At 67.9% G+C, this 15,228-nt stretch carries 15 protein-coding genes and 3 pseudogenes; 9 read left to right on the top strand and 9 right to left on the bottom strand.

Going from position 1 to position 15,228, the window contains the following annotated elements; genetic code table 11:
• The first annotated feature begins 988 nt into the window (after positions 1-988).
• Together ACIA8Q_RS27460 and ACIA8Q_RS27455 are read left to right on the top strand one after the other, a co-directional pair.
• Positions 989-1,666 carry a hypothetical protein gene (locus ACIA8Q_RS27460; RefSeq protein WP_396317851.1) on the top strand — a complete coding sequence of 226 codons (678 nt, stop codon included), beginning with the start codon at positions 989-991 and terminating at the stop codon, positions 1,664-1,666.
• Positions 1,667-1,675: 9 nt separating this feature from the next.
• A complete protein-coding gene (locus ACIA8Q_RS27455; protein WP_396317850.1) occupies positions 1,676-2,548 on the top strand; it encodes a transporter substrate-binding domain-containing protein in 873 nt (290 codons plus the stop codon).
• Positions 2,549-2,958: 410 nt separating this feature from the next.
• Here the strand turns inward: ACIA8Q_RS27455 and ACIA8Q_RS27450 are convergent, their stop codons facing one another.
• On the bottom strand, positions 2,959-3,156 hold the full coding sequence (locus tag ACIA8Q_RS27450) for a DUF6296 family protein (protein ID WP_396317879.1): 198 nt from the start codon (positions 3,154-3,156) through the stop codon (positions 2,959-2,961).
• 253 nt (positions 3,157-3,409) lie between these two features.
• On the opposite strand from ACIA8Q_RS27450, the gene ACIA8Q_RS27445 reads away from it, so the two are divergent.
• The gene (locus ACIA8Q_RS27445) at positions 3,410-3,784 is read left to right on the top strand and encodes a transposase (protein WP_396317849.1); all 375 of its coding nucleotides are present in this window, start codon (positions 3,410-3,412) and stop codon (positions 3,782-3,784) included.
• Between the two features lie 16 nt (positions 3,785-3,800).
• On the opposite strand, the gene ACIA8Q_RS27440 is transcribed toward ACIA8Q_RS27445, so the two are convergent.
• Positions 3,801-4,349 (bottom strand): DUF4262 domain-containing protein, encoded by a 549-nt coding sequence (locus tag ACIA8Q_RS27440; RefSeq protein WP_396317848.1) that lies wholly within the window; start codon positions 4,347-4,349, stop codon positions 3,801-3,803.
• Between the two features lie 185 nt (positions 4,350-4,534).
• On the opposite strand from ACIA8Q_RS27440, the gene ACIA8Q_RS27435 reads away from it, so the two are divergent.
• Positions 4,535-4,954: a DUF5959 family protein gene (locus ACIA8Q_RS27435; RefSeq protein WP_396317847.1), complete on the top strand. Its 420-nt coding sequence runs from the start codon at positions 4,535-4,537 to the stop codon at positions 4,952-4,954.
• Positions 4,955-5,026: 72 nt separating this feature from the next.
• Here the strand turns inward: ACIA8Q_RS27435 and ACIA8Q_RS27430 are convergent.
• From ACIA8Q_RS27430 to ACIA8Q_RS27405, 6 genes and pseudogenes are all read right to left on the bottom strand, one after another.
• Positions 5,027-5,272 (bottom strand): annotated as a pseudogene (locus ACIA8Q_RS27430) (ATP-binding protein); the annotation flags it as partial.
• Positions 5,273-5,387: 115 nt separating this feature from the next.
• Complete coding sequence (locus tag ACIA8Q_RS27425) at positions 5,388-6,518, bottom strand: reverse transcriptase domain-containing protein (RefSeq protein ID WP_396317846.1); 1,131 nt, start codon at positions 6,516-6,518, stop codon at positions 5,388-5,390.
• A gap of 998 nt (positions 6,519-7,516) precedes the next feature.
• A pseudogene (locus ACIA8Q_RS27420) lies at positions 7,517-7,810 on the bottom strand (ATP-binding protein); the annotation flags it as partial.
• A 92-nt stretch (positions 7,811-7,902) separates the two neighbouring features.
• Positions 7,903-8,487, bottom strand: a complete 585-nt coding sequence (locus tag ACIA8Q_RS27415; RefSeq protein WP_396317845.1) for a hypothetical protein — start codon at positions 8,485-8,487, stop codon at positions 7,903-7,905.
• 85 nt (positions 8,488-8,572) lie between these two features.
• Positions 8,573-8,932, bottom strand: coding sequence for a hypothetical protein (locus ACIA8Q_RS27410; RefSeq protein WP_396317844.1), 360 nt, complete (start codon positions 8,930-8,932; stop codon positions 8,573-8,575).
• An 840-nt stretch (positions 8,933-9,772) separates the two neighbouring features.
• Positions 9,773-10,387 carry a hypothetical protein gene (locus tag ACIA8Q_RS27405; RefSeq protein WP_396317843.1) on the bottom strand — a complete coding sequence of 205 codons (615 nt, stop codon included), beginning with the start codon at positions 10,385-10,387 and terminating at the stop codon, positions 9,773-9,775.
• A 373-nt stretch (positions 10,388-10,760) separates the two neighbouring features.
• Between ACIA8Q_RS27405 and ACIA8Q_RS27400 the strand changes: the two genes are divergently transcribed.
• Positions 10,761-11,441: an SMI1/KNR4 family protein gene (locus ACIA8Q_RS27400; RefSeq protein ID WP_396317842.1), complete on the top strand. Its 681-nt coding sequence runs from the start codon at positions 10,761-10,763 to the stop codon at positions 11,439-11,441.
• A 135-nt stretch (positions 11,442-11,576) separates the two neighbouring features.
• Positions 11,577-12,119: a hypothetical protein gene (locus ACIA8Q_RS27395; protein WP_396317841.1), complete on the top strand. Its 543-nt coding sequence runs from the start codon at positions 11,577-11,579 to the stop codon at positions 12,117-12,119.
• Positions 12,120-12,286: 167 nt separating this feature from the next.
• On the opposite strand, the gene ACIA8Q_RS27390 is transcribed toward ACIA8Q_RS27395, so the two are convergent.
• Entirely contained in the window at positions 12,287-12,781 is a 495-nt protein-coding gene (locus ACIA8Q_RS27390; protein ID WP_396317840.1) for a hypothetical protein, read from the bottom strand.
• A gap of 494 nt (positions 12,782-13,275) precedes the next feature.
• Between ACIA8Q_RS27390 and ACIA8Q_RS27385 the strand changes: the two genes are divergently transcribed.
• From ACIA8Q_RS27385 to ACIA8Q_RS27375, 3 genes and pseudogenes are all read left to right on the top strand, one after another.
• On the top strand, positions 13,276-13,698 hold the full coding sequence (locus ACIA8Q_RS27385; RefSeq protein ID WP_387903324.1) for a hypothetical protein: 423 nt from the start codon (positions 13,276-13,278) through the stop codon (positions 13,696-13,698).
• Between the two features lie 110 nt (positions 13,699-13,808).
• Positions 13,809-14,708, top strand: coding sequence for a DUF1963 domain-containing protein (locus ACIA8Q_RS27380; RefSeq protein WP_396317839.1), 900 nt, complete (start codon positions 13,809-13,811; stop codon positions 14,706-14,708).
• 169 nt (positions 14,709-14,877) lie between these two features.
• Positions 14,878-15,129 (top strand): annotated as a pseudogene (locus ACIA8Q_RS27375) (LexA family protein); the annotation flags it as partial.
• Between the last annotated feature and the right edge of the window lie 99 nt (positions 15,130-15,228).

Here is a 15,228-nt window from a genome sequence, read left to right as displayed (position 1 = left end):
GCGGGCTCGCGCCGCCCGGCTCCCCGCCTGCGGATCCAACCCGGTTACGACCTTCAGCGAACCGCCCGCCGGCAAGCTGCCGATCTGGCCTGGCAGAAGGCCTACCGCCGCTGGCGCCCACAGGTCTTCTTTCCCCCAATCGACATCTGTCGAGGCCCTGTGGCCGGCCTGCTCGATGATTTTGATCTCCGGTCTCAATAGAAGTGGACAAGTCACGATCCCCCACTCTGTCGGCCTGAGTGACCCCCAGCCTGGAGGTGGCGCTCTGGGCTGGGGCGAACGCTTGGATCCCATCGGCCGCGCCGACCCAGTTCGGAGCTCGCACTCGCCGCCAAGCCAGCAGACAACTGTGTAACAGCTGGTCTCGGGAGGTTTGGGGTATCCCGGATTGAGCCAACTGACGTACTAGCTAGATCCGGCCACGGGGGTAACGCCGGTAAAAGATCTACTAGTTAACAAAGGGGGGTGGGTGCATGACAAATCGTTGGGCTTGGTGGGCGGCGGCCACGATGTGTGGGGCGGCCGGGATCGGGCTGGTCGCTGTGGCGGTCCTGGTGGACCTCGATACGGCGGAGAAGTTCGCGAGCATCGGCGGTGGAGTGATCGCGTTGTTTGGCTTCGCGGTCATGATCCGAGGGTTGTTGGAGAGCCCAGTCAGCGGAGCGCCGAGCGGTGGAGGCGGGCAGGCAGTACCGAGTTCCTCCGCCGGCGGGGGGAGTACCCGAAAGGTAGAGGTCACCTCGAAAAACGGCGGGATGGCCTCTGGGGGCAATATCGATGCCAATCCCGGCGGAGCCTTTCGGCGGCACAGGGGCTGGTCCGATCGGGAGCGGCCGCAGAACGAAGAGATCGATGTGAGCGCCGACGGAGAAGGGGCGATCAGCGCCGCGGACGGAATCTATGGCATTGGCCGCCGGACGCCTGAGCCGCCGTCCGATCACGAACGTAGCACGGGGACCCCTCCGGAAGGGGCGACGCGGTGAAACGGGTGAGCGTCTGGGCCAGCAATGGAGCGACCGCCACGGGTGGTCACTACCTCCGTATCAGCCTCACGGGCCACGGTCGCTGGGTCTGGATCCTGGTCGCCCTCGGGAGCCTCGTGGCGGCGATCGTTCGCCATCCGGAGGGCAATGGTTGGCAACAGGCATACTACCTGGTCCCCGCCACCGTGGCGCTCGCCACGGGACTGACCGTCGCTCTGGTCGCGTCGCCCGTGGCCTCGACCGAAAGCATCGGCAGCACGATCAAGAAGCCTCCCGCGATCTTCGCCGGGGCGACCGCGTTGTTGGTCGCCGTGAGCTGGTGGGGGTTCTCCTGGGTACGGGACCACGGCGACCTCTCCATTACCGAGCAGTTCCGCCAGGTCGCTTCCCAACCAATCGGCAGGGGAGACCGAAAGGAAGTATCCGTACTTATTCCTGCCCAGCGGCATGTTCTGGCAGTGGATTTCCACTTCGCGGAGCACTATTCGAGTCAGTGGTGTGTGCCTGGAGCGAAGATCGGAGTCGCGGCTTCCGGTGGGGCCGTCGAGAAATTGGAGGCGCAGTCGGCAAGAATCCGACTGGATCCTGGCGCGAAATCGCTGGGCCTGACGCTCACGATCGACACCGATGAAGGTTGCAAGATTGACATCGATGTCAGCAATGCCGTCCTGCGGAACAGTTGACGAGGGCCAATGAAATTTCCGTATCGCGGCCGCGCGGTTGCATTTTTCTCGGTCACGTCGATTATGGCGGCAAGCGCCTGCGCCGGTGACAACGGACCCAAGCCGCCGATCTTCAAGCAGGACCGTCTGGTCGTTGGCGTAAAGAACGACCAGCCGGGCACCAGTGTGGTGGATCACTACGGCCACAGCGGCTTCGACATCCAGGTTGTCTACCACCTCGCCAAAGCAGAAGGCGTCGAACCCAAGAAGATCGCTTTCAATGACATCTCCTCCGATGACCGTGAGCGGGCCCTCAAGGACAATCGCGTCGATCTCGTGGTAGCGACCTTCTCAATCAATGACGAGAGGCTGGCCGGCATAAACTTTGCCGGCCCATACCTCGTCACCATGCAGGGATTTCTGCGACGAAAGGGGGATGTCCCGCTCAAGTCCTCCGACGACTTGAACGGAAAGCCCGTCTGCGCCTGGACCGGCACGACCTCGGAAGACGTGCTGAGCAAGCAGTACCCGCAGATCCACCAGATCTCGGGGAAGGACGCCCAGGACTGCATCAACAAGCTCAAATCGGGCGAAGTCGCCGCAGTCTCCACTGATCAGCTTATCCTCTACGGGTTCGCCCACGTGGATCCGAGCGTCGAGGTTTCCACGGTCACCATCGGGTCGCCCAACAATTACGGTGTCGGGATCTCCAAGGATCACCCGGAGGACTGCAAGGAACTGGCGGCCAAGATCGTTGACTACGTCACCAGCAGCGACTGGCAGAACGATCTCATGACGGCGTTCCCAGAGCTGAAGGACGGAGACCACTGGAAGGACTTCCAGCCGAAGCCGCAGCAGATCGGCTGCCATGACAAGCCGTCCGCAGTAGTCCCTGCTCGGTAGGTGGCGGAGTCCGGCGCCCAGCAACCGCGCGCCGGACTCCGCTCGGGCTCTCGGTGACTGGTGCCAGCACGGGGCGGTACCCGCTGAAGCAGCTTAGAAAGTCCTGCCGACTTCCCTAGCCTGCAGGACCTGCGTGAGTCGCCGACTTCCGCGGGCCCGCTCCCCGCGCCGCGCACCACCATCCGATCGACGGAGCCTGGAAGCGCCTTCCGTGCAGCCGGTGATGGGTGGGGAACTGCCGACGTCGAGGAGGCCGTAGGCCGGCACGCCGTCGAGGAAGATCCGTTCGGCATGGACGACCGGGTCGAGGACCCCGCGGAATTCGGCAGCGGGGACAGCAGCGACACGGGCCTCATCGTCGGAGCGGGTGCCCACGGCGGATGGCCTGGCAGCCGAGACTCGCGGGACGATCAGGGCAGCAGGACGGCATTCCGACAGGTGTGCCGTCCCGTCCTCGACGCCGGGCCCAGCAGCCGGGCGACCCCGTCCCGTACCGCTACCCGGGGCGTGCCCGCCACGTCCGCGTAGACAGGGTTCCCGTCGAGCGTCACCTCGCCGGTCGCGTGGACAACGACGACCGCAGCGCCAGCCCGCCATCCGGTCCGGATCGGCCGCGTGGTCGGCCTCGGAGGGCACCATCGGGACGATCAGTGCCGTCAGCCGTGCCGCCTCGCCCTCGTCCCAGTCGAAGACGTTCCGATGGGGGTCTGCGGCGGGCCACGGCAGGTCCCGAGCGAGTTGAATGGTCGTGGTGTGCCTCCGGAGTCGCACGTGACGGAACAACCGCCCGATCATGCCCACCAGGCGGGAACCTGTCACCCCCATTCATTGGCCCTGCCGGGACCCCCTTCGGTGCGTCAGGTGACCGGCTGGCTCACCCGCCACCCCGCCGCCCTGAACGAACAAGACCGTGCCGAGCTCAAGGAGGTCCTGACCCGCTGCCCCGAGCTGGACGCAGCGGCCAGCCACGTCCGCGACTTCGGCGGGATCCTCACAAGCCGCCCCGGCGCCCGGCTGTCGGACCGGATCAAGGCAGTCGACGCCAGCCGGCTGCCAGGCCTGACCGGCTTCGCCGTCCACCTGCTCAGAGACCTCGACGCCGTCACGGCCGGCCTCACCCTGGAGTGGAGTTCTGGCAGCGCCGAAGGCGCCGTGAACCGAATCAAAACGATCAAGAGGCAGCTCTACGGGCGAGCCGGATTCAAGCTGCTTTGCAAGATGATCCTGTTCCAGTAGATCCCCGCGGTCGAGGTCAGAGCTCGGCCGTCCAGACTCCGACCGGGTGCTCGCCCGGCGACAGCCACAGCTGGGGTTGCGAGTCCCGATGTCCCGGTTCGACGCCTTCCTCCCAGTGGAAGCGCCCGCTCGCGTCGGGCCAGGCCACCTGCAGGACCGGGAAGGGCGGACGCCGGTAGAACCCGATGGCTCGTCCGAAGAAGGTCCTGTACCAGCGAAGATCCGCCCGCCTGAGCCTCACCGGCAGACCGCGGGCGATGCCGTGATGCTCCTGGCCGTCAGCCAGGGCCGTGCTCGACGCGGCCTTCTCGCCGAGCGTGTTGAGCATGCGGTGCATGAGGTGCACATCGAGCCCGAACATCGCGAGCTCAGGCGTGCCGTGCGTGTGGGCCAGGCCGATCGTGTAGGCGAATCCTGGGCCGATCTCATCCTCAGGCACCATTGCGACGTGCCAGCCGTGCTCCTGCACATTGCCGATGATCGTCCGCTCGACCTGGTCGGCTTCGTCTCGGTCACCGTTGTCATGGCACAGGACGCAGCGGCACTGGAATGGATCATCGGTCATGCCTGCAGAGTACGAGGCGAGTGTTCGAGCCAGGGCAGCGGGCTCACACTCGCACGTCACTCTCCGCGACCACTCCCCAAGATCTGTGCCAGAACCGCGAACTGACAGCACCGACGGCGGTGTCAGTGTGTGTCGGTGCTCTCCGGAATGATGCCCTTGTCCGAGGTCGATGGAGAGGGGCTGTCATGGAAGACGAGCTGGGCGATCTGATCCACCTGGCCGATCCGCCGGGGACGAGCGGTCACGCTGTGTCTCTCCGTGTGCTGGAGCGGCCAGCCCCGGGCAGCGACTTCCTCGACTGCGAGTTCGTCGTGTCGACCGGGACCATCAACGGCAGCTTTCCCGTCGGCATCACGTCCGATGACCTGGATCAGTGGGAGGAAGCCCTGGACAGGCTGGCCGGCAATCGGTTCGTCTCGTGGCTGAACTCCGGCCGGACGGTCCAGCTCGGGATCAAGCCGTTGGCGTCTGGAGCGATCGGAGTGTCGCTTCAGGACGCTTCGTCCTCGCAGGTGACGGTCAGCCTGCCTCTCTCGCCGTCGGCCAGCTGGATCGAGGACCAGCGTGTGCGCCTCGATCATGTGCGGCGGGCGTTTGTGGGCTGACTGTCCCGGGGCGGTGTTCGAAGGACATTGCCAGGTGGCGGCGCTCTCCGAACACCTGGCCCCAGGCAGTCGTTAGCCGACGGCTTGCTGTTCCGCGCGGGCTCGGGTGGTGGCGAGGCGGTAGGAGTCGGTGCCAGTCTCGATGATGTTGCCGCCGAAGGTGAGGCGGTCGACGATGTCCGCGCAGAGGCGGGGGTCGGTGAAGGTCTTGGTCCAGCCGAACGATTCGTCGGAGGCGATGGCGACGCTGTTCTTCTCCTCGCGCTCGGTCAGAACCTCGAACAGCAGTTCAGCCCCTCGGCGGTCGAGTTCCATGTGTTGGGTCGGGGACGGGACGCCGTGCACCCTCTCGGGTGTCGGTTTTCCCGTCCCCGCCCGCCGAACCGGACGTGCCCGTTGGCCGGGCATCCGGCTCTCCACGTGATCCGGTGGATCAGGCGAGGTATTCGCTGACCTGGCCGACGAAGGCTGCATCGTCGTGGCTGGTCCGGCGGAAGCGAGCCCCGTCCGGATCGACCTCGTCGATGTTGTAGGGCGTGCTGATCTGGGCTCCGCGGAAGCGGTAACGCTCAACACGCATCTTCGCCGGGTTGTAGAGGACGAGACCGCCCTCCCTGATGCGGTCCGCTCCGAAGAAGCGTCGCCGCAACTGCTTCCAGGTCATCCGGGGGTGCTTGTAGCGAATCCACCGGAGCATCCGCCACCACGCGTACCAACCGAGGTAAGCGAACGTCCGTTTGGAGACGCCGTAGCGGAAGTAGGCCGCCCAGCCCCGAAGGACCGGGTTGACCGTCCGCAGCACCTCCTCCAACGAGAGCGAGGTCGTGCTTCGCCCCGTCAGTTTCTTGATCTTGTGCATCACCGACGCCAAAGCCTGCTTGGACGGGATGGTGAGCACGACGCGCCGGCCGTCGCCGAAGGGCCTCCGCTGGATGTGGAAGCCGAGGAAGACGAAGCCGTCGTCGATGTGGGTGATGTGGGTCTTCTCGTCGGAGAGGGTCATCCTCAGCCTGCGGGCCAGCAGTTCACCGATCTCCGCCTTGAGTGCCTCGGCCTCCGACCTCGTGCCGTGCACGAGCACGATGAAGTCGTCGGCGTAACGCACCAGCCGGAAGTTCGGCCGCCCCGTCCGGCGTCGATACTGCCGACGCCAGGAAGGAGTCATCTCCTCGTCCCAGATCCGCGAGAAGTGCCGGTCCAGGACGGAGAGATAGATGTTGGCCAGCAGAGGAGAGGCGACTCCTCCTTGCGGAGTGCCCGTGAGGGTCTCCGCGAGTCCACCATGCAACTCGACAACTCCGGCCCGCAGAAACGCGCTGACCAGCCGCAGGACCTTGCGGTCCCTGACGCGCTCGGCCACCAGGTCCATCAGGACGTGATGGTCGACGTTGTCGAAGCAAGCCTTGATGTCGCCCTCGATGACCCACTCGTAGGTCGACGGCTTGCGGGTGAAGTGGTGGATCTCGGCGATGGCATCCTGAGCCCGACGACCAGGCCGATACCCGTACGAAGACGGGTAGAAGTCGGCCTCGAAGATCGGCTCCAGGACCAGCTTGAGGGCCATCTGCGCGACCCGGTCGCGCAGGGTCGGAATACCAGATAACGGACCTTGCCGTTCTTCTTGGGGATCATCGCCTGCTTGACCGGCAGCGCGGTGAACGACCCGTCCCGAAGAGAGGACCGCAGGTCCTCCAGGAACGGGATCACCCCCTGGCGTTCCTCGACGTAGTAGCGGGTCACCGCGTCCACGCCCGCTGTCCTGGCACCCCGGTTGCCCGACACCCGCTCCCAGGCCACCACCAGCGTGGCCCGGTCGCAGATCAAGTTGAATACGTCGTCGAACCGGCGAGCCGGTTCGTTCCTTGCCCATCGGTGCAGCTTGAGCTGATGATCGAGTACCCGCCGCTCGGCCGCGAAGATGCTCGGCCAAGGTATCGACGGCGCGTCGTTGTTCAACAACGTTCCTCCCCGACAGCAGTCCTGCTGCCATCACGCTGTCGCCCTTCCCCACGTGACCGGCTGTCCCGGCCTCCGAGTACTACGGCGACTCCGCCACGATCTGGCGCCATCAGCGGGCGTCGCGCCTGCCCGCCGCCCGGCTGGAGGCCGGACGGGAAGGGCGATGCCAGATCGCTTCCCACGTTCACTGAGGATCTCTGTGACGGCTTCGGTGCCCAGCTATATCCCGGCAGCATCGCCACAGACCGCACATCGCAGTCTTGGTCCGGGCCTCCCAACGCCCATGGGCTCAAGGCGAGAGGAGAGGAGGAGCCATCGGCTACGGCTCTCTCCAGCACTGCAAAGCGGCCCATCCACCAGGTTCGGCAGGCCGCTGACGACTCACGGGACGTCAACCACTGGTTCAGTTTCCTTGCACCCATTCCGTCTTCGCTTGCGGGCACGAACCGTCTGGTGGTGTCGGTCCGCCCCTACGTTGTCGAGGCTGCTTCCGGCCTCACCCCCAACCCGGGGTTCAGCCTGCCTCCAGCTTCAACCGGTCCCTGCGAGGACCGGCGACGGGCCTTTCATCCCGCGAGATCCATCAGCGCCTCGTGGCGCACAGCCGAGTTCGTCGATGCACAAAAGATCGACGCGCCCGTAGCGGGCGATGGTCTTGGTGAGCTGCTTCTCGTCCGCGGCCTCGACCAGCTTGTTGACGAGCTTCGTGGCGAGGACGTACTTGACCCGGAAGCCGGCCATCGTGGCCTCGGTGCCCAGTGCGATCAGCAGGTGGGACTTGCCGGTCCCGGAGTCGCCGATGACGCAGAGCGGCAGTCTCTTCTTGATCCACTCGCAGGTGGCGAGGGTGTGGATCATTGCCCGGTCGATGATGGGGTTCGCGTCGAAATCGAACTTCCACAACTATCTGGGGTCGGTGGCAGCGGCGATCGCATTTGTGCAGGTTGTAGCGTTGCCGATGGCGTCCGCAACGTGGACGGCGCTCTGGTTCAGGCGTCGAGACCGGGCCTTGTCCAGAGCGTGATGTCGCTGCTGGTGGCAACGACGAGCGTGCGTCCGGAGGGGGAGAACCCGGCGGCTCGCAGTTCGGAGTAGTGGGCGTGGAAGATGTGCCACCACTTCTCACCGGCGGGGCCGCGGCAGAGTCCGCCATCGGCCGAGAGGAGGACGCGGTGGCGCGGCCAATCCGGGCTGACGACCTCAACGGTCCATCCGTCTTCGGTGGTGGAGTGGAGGCCGCCGCCGAACAGGCCGGCGATCCGGACCTCGGTGCCGGCGAGCGGTCCGAGTCCAGGGCAGGACAAGTCGGGGCCAGTTGGTGTGCTGTGATCCAAGTCGGGGTCGTGGTCGCGGGAGAGTCGCCGGCCCGTGGAGGCGTCGAAGATGCCGTGACCGCTGCTGGAGACGACCATCAGGAGGTCGTTTCCGCTGTCGGGGTCGACCCCGAAACCGACTCCGAGTAGCCCGCTGACGGGTGTTCGCCGCGCGGAGACGGGCTGCCAGGAGTGTGGTGCTGGGATGACGGGGGCAGCGAGGAGACGATCCCTCAGCTGCTGCTGGTGTTCGGAGAGCACCGTGTCCTCAGGATGATGTTCCAGGCTCGGCCGGGGCAGGTTACTGGTGGCTCAGAATCAGCTCGTCGTGGACCCGGGGCCGCGGTCATTCGTCGATGCGTTGAAGGACGTGCGTGAAGTCGCCGGTCTCGACCAGGCCGACGAGGACCCGGGTCATCCTGCTGATGCCCGCGTCGCGGACGATGAGGCCGTCCGCGCACGAGAAGTAGGCGCCGCCGAGGGCCTCCCCGGTCGCCGCCCACCGCGTCATGATGGTCTCCACCTGAGCGAGGGTGATGACGGTCGCACTCCACCGGGTTCCGTCGTTGAGGTCCACGAAGACGTCGATGTTGTCCACCGATGCCAAGTCCTCGCCGGCAGTCGGCAGGAACGCCGCCTCGAAGTGCTCCGTGCAGACCCTGAACCAGGGCCCGTCCCATCTGCCCGCGTGTGTGTCGTGGCTCACCGGGCGAGTGTGCCGGGCTGATCCTCCGGCCTCAACCGCATTGTTCTGGCACGCTGCGGGCGTGCGACGGCTGGCATGTCGTTCACCGGGGCGCGTCGCCGCGTTCCCGGATCTGACGCTGGAGGCGGAGGATCTCGTCGTGGGCGGCGGCAAACCTTGTTCGAGCTCGTGGACGCGCTCACGGTGGGCGGCGCGTTCGCGGCGGAGGGCCTCGGTGAGGCTCTGGATCACCGTGCCGTCGTCGGCTGCGGGCCCCTGTCGGTGCGGCCGGTGGTCAGCCCGTTGCTGGCCTCGTAGGGTTTCGATGCGTTTGCGCAGGTCGGTGTGGGCGTAGGGGAAGTCCAGGCTGACGCCCGCCGCGCGGGCGACAGCCCGGACGTTGATTCCCTCGCCCGCTTTGGGCCGGATCGAGCACGGTGCCGTCGGGGGCGGCGCACCAGGCGTGCGCCCGCACCGTGCGGTCGGCCGTGAGCACGTATCCCTCGACGTAGGCACCCGGAAGGACCCGGGCTACACGCAGCGCGTTGCGGTGGCACCGGCCGGGGGAGTCGCGGCGCGGAGCCCCGCGCGGCCACGGAGCAGGGGTGAACACGCGTCCCTGATCGAGCACGACACGGGCGGACGGGCGGACGGGCAGCCGGCCGGGTCAGCCCGGAGCCCACCCCCTCGACGAGAGCCTGGTCGTGAGACGTCAGCAGGTCGGGCACATCCCGAGTATCGGACCCTACCGAGGGCGTGGCGCGGCGAGGGCCGGCTCGATTGGACCAAGCGGGGACTCTCCGTCGCCTGCGTCGCGGGCCGACGGAGAGCAGCCGCGAGGTCACCTTCGGCTGCGCGGGCTCACTCCCAAAGCTGCTTGGACCAGTCACCCCGAGGGCGATAGGCACGGCCGTCACCGACCTGCTTGATCCCGCAGGGAACGACGTCCTCGTGGTACGGATACTGTTCTGTCGCCGCCGCTAGCAGGAACTCCAGGAAGCCGCCCTCCAACAGGTCCCACTCCCGCATCGAGTGGAACTTGGCCGCGACCGGCCACTGGTCCGGGTCCGGGCCCCGCATCAGCCAGAAGAAGTGGTCGGAGTTGGAGTTGTTGCCCCACTTCAGCAGCCCGCCCTCGGCTGGGAACAGCGGGTACGGGCACTCCCTGTAGTCCCCGTCCCGGTAGCACTCGGCCAGCCAGGCGCAGTATCCGTAGGGCTCCGTCGTGTCGTACAGGAACCCCTCGAAGCCGGACGGCATCGCGGCATGGGGACTGGGGACTTCCGTTGGTGTGAAAATGTGCAGTTCGTCGCTGATGCTGACCGACCCGTACCGGTCGGCGAACGCCCGGTAGTCCGCGGGCAACTGGAAGCCGATCGTCGCGGGTGCGAGCTCCCACGGGACCGGGACCACACCGCCCGCAGGCGGCGGCCCGACCACCGCGCCCAGCCGCTCCAGCATCTCCCCGATGTCCACGTCCACTCCCGTCAGCCGCCTGCTCCCGCCGGAGGCTATCCGTAGCCGGTGACACCGGAGGCGGCAGGCGCCCCGGCCCCGCACCAAGCAACCCAGCACAGGCCCGCCGGCCCGGCGCCGTGGACCAGGGCCACGACGCTGCGCCTCGCGGCGGGCCCGGGCGGGCAAGGAGCAGCTGTTCGAGCTGATCGGTCCGAGCGTGCAGGGGGAGCGTCGGTGGGCGGGCAGAGCAGCGGCAGCCCGGTATGCCCTGCCGTGAACAGGCCAGGAGAGGGCTCCGTCAGCCGCAGCTCTGCAGCTGGTCGCTGGAGGGTCGGAGCCGTCGCCTAGAGTGCGGCCTCTGACAATCCGGCGGCCGGAAGGGGACAGGGCGATGACGGAGGCGTGGGACCGGTTGCGGGCGATCATGGGGGAGCCGGTGTACACGCCCGCGAGGGTGCCATGGGACCTCGCACCGGCCGAACTGGGTGTCCAGCTGCCGTCGGACTACCGGGCGTTCGTCGACCTGTACGGTGCGGTGACGCTGAACGGGGAATGGGGCGTGAGCTCGCCCACGCAGCACTCTCACGCTGCCGGCTCACCCGGCGGTCTGGCGCACTGGCGCCGGGAGAGCGACAGCGAGTTCCGCGCGCAGGTCGAAGGCGAGGACGAGTTCTGGGGCCAGGAGTACACCCCGGTGTTCCCGGACCCGGAAGGGCTCCTGCCGTGGGGCTCCAACAGCAATCACGACTACTGCTGCTGGCTCACTACCGGCCCCGACCCCGAGCAGTGGCCGGTCGCCGTCTTCTGCGACTTCGACGGCGTCGACGACGGCAAGCTCGCCCACTTCGACGGTGGCTTCGCGCAGTTCGTGGCAACCGTCCTCAGCGGCGAATACGCCCACGAGGACGATTTGCTGGTGAAAGCCGACCCCGCGGAATGGGGCCCCCAGCCGGCCCGGCCGCTGTGGACACCGGGCTACGACTGGACCGGCAAGGACTGGGGCGCCCACTGGGGCGTCACCCGCTACCAGCCCACAGGCTCGACGCAGATGCCCTGGGCCCGCAAGCTGTGACCCGCTGCCCTGGCCGGCGAAGTTCGCGCCGGACGGCGGTGACGCCCGGGCAGGCTCGCGATGGCCTGGCGCAGGACGGCAAGGTCGATCACGGGGGTATCCCGTCGTCGGTGACCGGTCGTACAGTTCGTGATCATGTTCAAGGGATGGTGGCACGTACGTGCCGATGACGAGCGGCAGCAGTGGACGCAGGATCCGTTCGTGAGCGTGGGGCCGCTGCGTTTCGGCATGAGCGCGGCCGAGGTCGCGGACACGATGAGCGGCGTCACGCAGGACGGCGGGGACCGCCGGGTCACGGGGCCGGAGGATACCTGGGTCGTGAGCCACTGCAGGTACCGCGAGTTCGGCCTGGAGCTGTACTACCGCGAACGTCGGCTCTCCGCCGTGGTGGTGGACGCCCTGCGCGGGCCACAGGTGATCGCGGACGGCATGGCGCTGGTAGGCCGGGTTCCGTCTGAACTGGAGCAGTGGATGTGGGAACGCGCCGACGCCCGGCCGCCGGACACCGAGCTCGCCTTCATGAGCGCGGGTGTCCCGTGCTCGGAGTCCCTGGGGGTGACGATCAACGTGCAACGGGAGGGCGACCGGCTCCTCACCCGGCCGATCTTCTACCCCGCCGAGGCGCTCCACGACCTGCCCCACTGGCTGCCGCAGGAGGCCTGGGCAATCCACGGCTGAACCCGGAGCCCGGCTGGCCGCAACGGCGGGCCGTCCCTTGGCAAGTGCACGCTGGCACCGTGTGCGGCAGGCTGCGGCGTTCCGGGGGCGAGTACCGACTTCGGCCACACAGGCGGCCTGCGTGTCGTCATCGACAGAGGGAACCCCTCACATGATTCACCCGGCCATCACTCGCCTGTCGGTCCTGCTCGGGGCGCCCACCCTCCCGGGCGACAGCATCGACTGGGATGCCCTGGAACGGGCCGACCGGGGTGCGGTCCGGGGGCCGGGGTGCCGTGGCGCCGGACGAGGTAGCGCATGCCCCGCCGGGCCTCGGTCACCGTGATCTTCTGCTCCATGATCGCGGGCACGAGGGAGTCCAGGACGAGGCCGGTGGCGCACAGCCGCAGGCCGGGGTTGCGGCGTTGGGCCTCGTGCAGCGCTCCGGGCGGCAGGACGAGCTGCTCGGGGGAGTCGTTGCCGCCGAGCAGGGTCGGCAGGCGCTTTAGGATCCAGTCGGCGCCCTCGCCCCAGGCCTGCGCGGCGACTTCGCCGGCGGCGGGGCGGGCGGTGACGCGCAGGGTGTCGGTGCCGGCCGGGGTGCGAAAGGGTGCGCCATAGCTCTCCGGGCGTCCACGCGGACACGGGGTCGCTGGCGCCGCGGTGCAGCGGACCGAGGACACGGGCGAGGTCGAGCGGGAACAGAGGCTGCCAGGTACGCCGACGGGGCTCCACGCTTGGACCTCCTCTCGCTGGATCGGCTCTGCCACCGGGCCATGCATGGCGGGACACTACCGCACCCCTGGGGCTGTGACCTGCAGTAACGACCATCAATAGAACGTGTGAACGATTTGATGTCGGCGACCGGGCTGGGCGGTCTCACCAGGCCCTGAGCTGGGTCCGGCCTGTGGCTGTCCGGGGCGCCCATGAGGCGGTCGCGGAGGAGGGCGTGGCAACCCGATGTCAGGCCGGCGTGCCAACATCACCCCAACCACGAGGAGAGAGAGGGGGAGCCATCGTGAGCTTTTTGGGGCTGTGGTGCCTGATACCCATGCACGCCGACACCATCGCGCACTACAGGACAGAACTGGCCCCGGCCATCGAGGCCCAAGCCGCCCTCCCCGAATCCAGGGACCTCCTTCAACGGTGGCACCAGGCGGGCAGCACGGAGACGTTCATGCATCAGTTCATCGACGTCGCCGGCCCCTCCGCACTGGACGAGAGGATCTGCCGCGTCTACGAGGCCTGGGAACGCGGCTACGACAAGGCCCTGCCCCACCTGGCGGTTTCCACCCGCAAGGCCTACCCGGCAACCGCCATGGCCTTCGCCCTCGGACCTGAGCGCAACGCCGAACTACCCGGCTGGTTCGGAGACCTCATCCTCACCCCCCAACAAGTCCGCCAGACCCTCCCCGCCGTCGAACGAGCCTTCACCTGGAGCACCGAGACCCGACGCCGGGCCGAGCTGCTCCTCACCACCGCCCTCTACCCCGAAGGCGACCAGGAAGACATCGACGCCCTTCTCGACGGCGTACCCCCGGTCTGGCGCGCCGCAGCACGCGCCGGCCAAGGCCTGCTCGGAGCGCACTTCATCCCCTGACCGCGCCGACGATCCGAGCCGTACCTCCCCTGAACCAACTGCACCCCGAGTCGGCCCGGCAGCCCCGGCCAGCCCGGCCTACCCAACGCACCCGCACGCTGGAGACGACGATGACCCGCACGACCCCACAACGGCCCGTGGACGTGGAGCAGCTCTTTCCCGAGCTGGTGCCGCTGCGCCGCGATGCCATACGCCTTCACCCGCGGGCCGGCAGTCCGTCTCCGGCCGAGAGCTCGGTCGGCGGGCCGCTGCTGTGGCCCGCCGATGAGCCGTGGCCGCTCTGCCCGAGCGCCAGTCACCCGGGGGAGTGGGGGCAGCCCGCCACGGAAGGGCCGGTGCCGATGGTGTCCGTCGTCCAGATCCACCGACGGGACGTGCCCCAACTCGGCTTCCCCGCCGGGACCGACCTGCTCCAGGTGCTCTGGTGCCCGTTCATCGTCGACCTCTGCCCGGAGCCGACGCCCCGCGTTGTATGGCGGAGTTCGGACTCGGTGGCCCCGGTCCTCGACGCCGCGCTGCCGACCGTCGGCACCGCGCCCAAGGACAGCATCCCGGCCCCGTGCGTCTTGCACCCCGAGCCGGTGGTCGACTACCCGAGCTGGGACATGCCGGAGGAGTTGGGCGAGGAGCTGTGGTTCCGGATGGAGGAACTGAAGGCCCGCACCGGCCTGCGGTACAGCTACCACCTGGCCGAGGCCCCGGGGATCAAGCTTGGCGGATACCCGAGCTGGACCCAGGAAGCCTGCTGGCCGGACTGCCCGACCTGCGGACGGACGATGGACCACCTCCTGACGGTGAGCAGTTGGGAGTACGACGGCCTATCGTGCCGCACCTGGCTCCCGCTGGAGGACCGCGACAGCGAGACCGGCGAGGAGCGCCGGGACGCTACCGGGGGCCGTGGGGCGCACAGTCCCGCGCAGGTGATGTTCGGGGACGCGGGAGGCGTCTACATCTTCGAGTGCAGGTCGTGCCCGGACCGTCCGGTGGACCACCACTGGGACTGCTCGTGAGCACGCAGTGCTCCACGGGGTGCCTCACGCTCCGAAGGAGTTACCGGTCCTGCCGCCGCCTCCGATCGGGCACGGCAGCAGCCACAATCGGGCGGTCCCTGCTGCTATCGAGCGTGTCCGGCCATCCAGTTCGGCGGGACGGTAGTGCGAGATCCCGCGAACCCGCTGACTTCCCGTGCACGGCGACTCCAAGATCGAGGCGGCCGTCTGCGACGGCGACACCGTCGTCGTGCGCCGCCAGCCGGTCGCCGAGAACGGCGACATCGTGGCCGCGATGATCGACGGCGAGGCCACCGTCAAACGCCTCAAGCACGACGATGGCCGGACCTGGCTGATGCCGCACAACCCGGCGTACGAGCCGATCAACGGCGACAACACGACCATCCTCGGCAAGGTCGTCGCGGTCCTGCGCCGCCTCTGATCTCGCGGGCACCCCAGGGGACGGCTCAAGCAGACCGTGGCCGACCAGAACGCTGAGATCCTCGAACTCCGTCAGGAGATCACCCGGATCACCGTCGGC

Source organism: Kitasatospora sp. NPDC051705 (genome assembly GCF_044453265.1).
Lineage (GTDB): Bacteria > Actinomycetota > Actinomycetes > Streptomycetales > Streptomycetaceae > Kitasatospora.
This window is presented reverse-complemented; position numbering and strand designations above follow the sequence as displayed.